The organism is Dietzia sp. UBA5065 (assembly GCA_002415925.1).
Lineage (GTDB): Bacteria > Actinomycetota > Actinomycetes > Mycobacteriales > Mycobacteriaceae > Dietzia.
In genome coordinates this window covers 51,603-55,311 of record DIAZ01000109.1, presented here as the reverse complement: position 1 = coordinate 55,311, position 3,709 = coordinate 51,603, and the positions used below count along the sequence as shown (strand labels likewise).

Sequence of the window (3,709 nt, the reverse complement as noted above, 5' to 3'; positions counted from 1 at the left end):
GGTCCAGGGGGGCAGCGTAAGCCGGAGGGGCAGCGCAAGCGGCTCGAGCGGCTTGGGCGGGTCCCTTGTGGGGAGATGCGCGTCACATTAAAGTGGACAACTGTCTGATCAGATGTCCGTTCGACCCTAGGAGACCCTCCGTGACCACCTCTCTCGATCGCGACGCCCTGTTGATCGGCACCGAATGGCGCGCCCCCGCGACGGACGGCGTGATCGAGGTGATCAGCCCCCACACCGAGGAGGTCGTGGCCCGGGTCCCGGAGGGCTCCGTCGCCGACATCGACGCCGCCGTGGCCGCGGCCCGCGAGGCGTTCGACCACGGCCCGTGGCCCCGGATGAGCCCGGAGGAGCGCATCGAGGTGGTCGCCACCCTGTCCGCCCTGTACGCCGCGAAGCTGGACGACATGGCGACGCTGATCTCCACCGAGATGGGCTCGCCGATCTCCTTCAGCAAGCTGGCCCAGGCGCCCGCCCCGTGGATGCAGATCGAGTCGTTCCTGGCCATCGCCCGCGAGTTCCCGTGGGAGTCGGTCCGGCCGGGCGCGCTGGGCGGCGACGTGATGGTGCGCCACGAGCCCGTCGGCGTGGTCGCGGCCATCCCGCCGTGGAACGTCCCCCAGTTCACCGTCCTGTCCAAGGTCATCCCCGCCCTGTTGGCCGGGTGCACGATCGTGGTCAAGCCGGCGCCGGAGACCCCGCTCGACACGTACCTCCTCGCGGAGCTGCTGATCGAGGCGGGCGTGCCGAAGGGCGTGGTGAGCATCGTGGCCGGCGGCCGCGAGGTGGGGGAGCACCTGGTCCGCCACCCGGGCATCGACAAGGTGGCCTTCACGGGGTCCACCGCGGCGGGCCGCAAGATCGGCGCGATCTGCGGTGAGCAGCTCAAGCGGTGCTCGCTCGAACTCGGCGGCAAGTCCGCGGCGATCGTGTTGGACGACGCGGACCTGACGAGCGTGGTCGAGGGGATGAAGTTCCTCGGCGTGATGAACTCGGGCCAGGCCTGTGTGGCGCAGACCCGGATCCTGGTGAGCCGCGAGCGGCACGACGAGGTGGCCGAGGCCCTGGCCGCCGGCATCGGGTCGATGGTCGTCGGCGACCCGCTCGATCCCGCCACGGAGATCGGCCCGATGGTCGCGCGGCGGCAGCAGGAGCGCGTGTCGTCCTACATCGAGATCGGTCAGCAGGAGGGCGCCCGGCTCCTCACCGGCGGCACCGGACGGCCCGACGGGCTGGACACCGGCTGGTACGTGCGGCCGACCGTGTTCGCGGGGGTGGACAACTCCATGCGGATCGCGCAGGAGGAGATCTTCGGCCCGGTCCTGTCGGTGATCGCCTACGACGACGTCGACGACGCCGTGCGGATCGCCAACGACTCCGAGTACGGGCTGGCGGGCACGGTGTGGACCGCCGACCGCGAGGCCGGATTGGGTGTGGCCCGCCGGGTCCGCACCGGGACCTACGGCGTCAACACGTACACGATGGACTTCGCGGCCCCTTTCGGCGGCTTCAAGGCCTCCGGGGTCGGCCGGGAGTTCGGCCCCGAGGGGCTCGCGCAGTACACCGAGCTCAAGACCGTCTACCTGGGCGAGTCGGCCGCGGCCGGCGAGGGCTGACGGGGCGTGGCCGGGAACTCGGAGGGCGGGCCCGACCGCGTGCTGGAGGTGCGGGACGCCGATCGTGTCCGCACCCTCACGCTGTCCCGCCCCGGCGCGCTCAACGCGTTCAACGAGACCCTGTACGACGCGCTGACAGAGGCGCTGCGCGAGGCCGCGCGGGACCCCTCGGTCGCGGTCGTCCTTCTCACCGGACAGGGCAGGGCGTTTAGCGCGGGCACCGACCTGCTCGAGATGGGGCAACGGATCACCGACCCCGACTTCGTCCCGGGGGCGCACGGCTTCATGGGGCTGATCGACGCCCTGGCGGCGTTCGACAAGCCGCTGATCCTGGCGATCAACGGGCTCGGCCTGGGCATCGGCATGACCGTGATCGGGTTCGCCGACCTGGCCTTCATGGCCGACGACGCCCGTCTCAAGTGCCCGTTCACCAGCCTGGGGGTGGCCCCCGAGGCGGCGTCGAGCTACCTGCTGCCGAGGCTGGTGGGCCGGCAGAACGCCGCGTGGGCGCTGCTCTCGTCTGAGTGGATCTCCGCCCGCGACGCCCACGAGATGGGGTTGGTGTGGAAGCTCTGTGCCCCGGACGAGCTGCACGCGGTAGCCGGCGACCACGCCCGGCGACTGGCGAGGCTGCCCGTGTCCAGCCTGCGCGCGGTCAAGCGGACCATGATCGAGCCCCTGACCCGCCAGATCGCCGAGGCACGCGAGCGGGAGAACCGGTGCTTCGCCGACCTCATGGGCGGGCCCGCCAACGCGGAGGCGCTCGCGGCGTTCGCCGAGGGCAGGCAGCCCGACTTCACCTCGCTCCCGGACGGCGCCTGATCGGGGCGGTTCCGATCCCGCCGGCGCCCCGGTGCTCCACCATGGCGACATGACCGCCCGGCACCCGACCCCGGCACGCCCGGTAGACGTCGCGGTGATCGGGGCGGGCCAGGCGGGGCTCTCGGCCGGCTACCACCTCCGGCGCCGGGGCTTCGTGCCGGTCGACCGGGCCGGCGAGGGCGAACGGTCGTTCGTCGTGCTGGACTCGGAGGACGGCCCCGGCGGGGCGTGGCGGCACCGCTGGGCGTCGCTCACGATGAGCACCGTCAACGGGATCTTCGAGCTCCCCGGCCACCCGGTCCCAGCCGTGGACGGGAGCGCGCCCAGTCGGGAGGCCCTGCCCCGCTACTTCGCCGAGTACGAGGACAGTGTCGCGCTCGACGTCCGGCGGCCCGTCCGGGTGAGCTCCGTCCGCAGACCCGTGCCGGAGCGGGGCGACCCGGCGGGGGATCACCTCGTCGTCGTCTCCGGACCGGTCCCCGGCCGCGGCGCCGCGGCCGTCACCGGCGTCGACGACCCGCCCGGCGAGTCCGCGTCGCAGGTGTGGATCGCCGGCCACGTCGTCAACGCCACCGGGACGTGGACGCGGCCGTTCTGGCCGCACTACCCCGGCCGGCAGACCTTCCGCGGGCGCCAGGTCCACGTGCACGACTACGTCTCGGCCGACGAGTTCGCGGGGAGGCGCGTGGTGATCGTGGGCGCGGGAATCTCGGCCACGCAACTGCTGGAGGAGATCTCGCTGGTCGCGGACACGTTCTGGGTGACCCGGCGGGAGATCGAGTGGGAGACGGGGCCGGCGCCGGAGAACTTCTCCGCCGCGATCGACCGGGTGGCCGCGCGCACCGCGCAGGGCCTGCCGCCCGAGAGCGTGGTCCGGGTGACCGGGATGTTCCGCGCCCCCTGGATCGAGCGGGCCGAGGAACGTGGGGTCCTCGTGCGCCACCCCATGTTCACCCGGATCGAACCGGACGGGGTGCGGATGCCGGACGGGACGCTGGAGCAGGCCGACGTGATCCTCTGGGCGACCGGGTTCCGGCCGGCCGTGGCGCACCTCGCGCCGCTCGGGCTGCGGACCCCCGAGGGCGGCATCCGGGTGGCCGACGGGCGCGCGCTCGACGAGCCGCGGCTGTTCCTGCTCGGCTACGGCCCGTCCCAGTCGACCGTGGGAGCCAACCGGGCGGGCCGCGACGCGGTGCGGGCGATCCTCGCCGACCCGCCCGGGGGAGGGCTCAGAGGGTCCGGGAGATCAGCTCCTTCATGATCTCGTTGGTGCC

At 73.0% G+C, this 3,709-nt stretch carries 3 protein-coding genes; all 3 read left to right on the top strand.

Annotation, left to right across the window (positions count from 1 at the left end; all coding sequences use genetic code 11):
- Window positions 1-140 precede the first annotated feature (140 nt).
- Genes B4M60_RS08575 through B4M60_RS08565 form a run of 3 tightly spaced genes read left to right on the top strand, consistent with a single transcriptional unit; the run spans window position 141 to window position 3,696 of the window.
- On the top strand, window positions 141-1,613 hold the full coding sequence (locus B4M60_RS08575) for an aldehyde dehydrogenase (protein WP_291082267.1): 1,473 nt from the start codon (window positions 141-143) through the stop codon (window positions 1,611-1,613).
- Between the two features lie 6 nt (window positions 1,614-1,619).
- Window positions 1,620-2,435, top strand: a complete 816-nt coding sequence (locus B4M60_RS08570; RefSeq protein ID WP_291082264.1) for an enoyl-CoA hydratase/isomerase family protein — start codon at window positions 1,620-1,622, stop codon at window positions 2,433-2,435.
- 49 nt (window positions 2,436-2,484) lie between these two features.
- Window positions 2,485-3,696: an FAD-dependent oxidoreductase gene (locus B4M60_RS08565; protein ID WP_291082261.1), complete on the top strand. Its 1,212-nt coding sequence runs from the start codon at window positions 2,485-2,487 to the stop codon at window positions 3,694-3,696.
- Window positions 3,697-3,709: the final 13 nt, after the last annotated feature.

Coding starts and splice junctions, on each gene's coding strand:
- B4M60_RS08565 (WP_291082261.1), top strand. CDS start 2,485: ATGACCGCCCGGCACCCGACCCCGGCACGCCCGGTAGACGTCGCGGTG.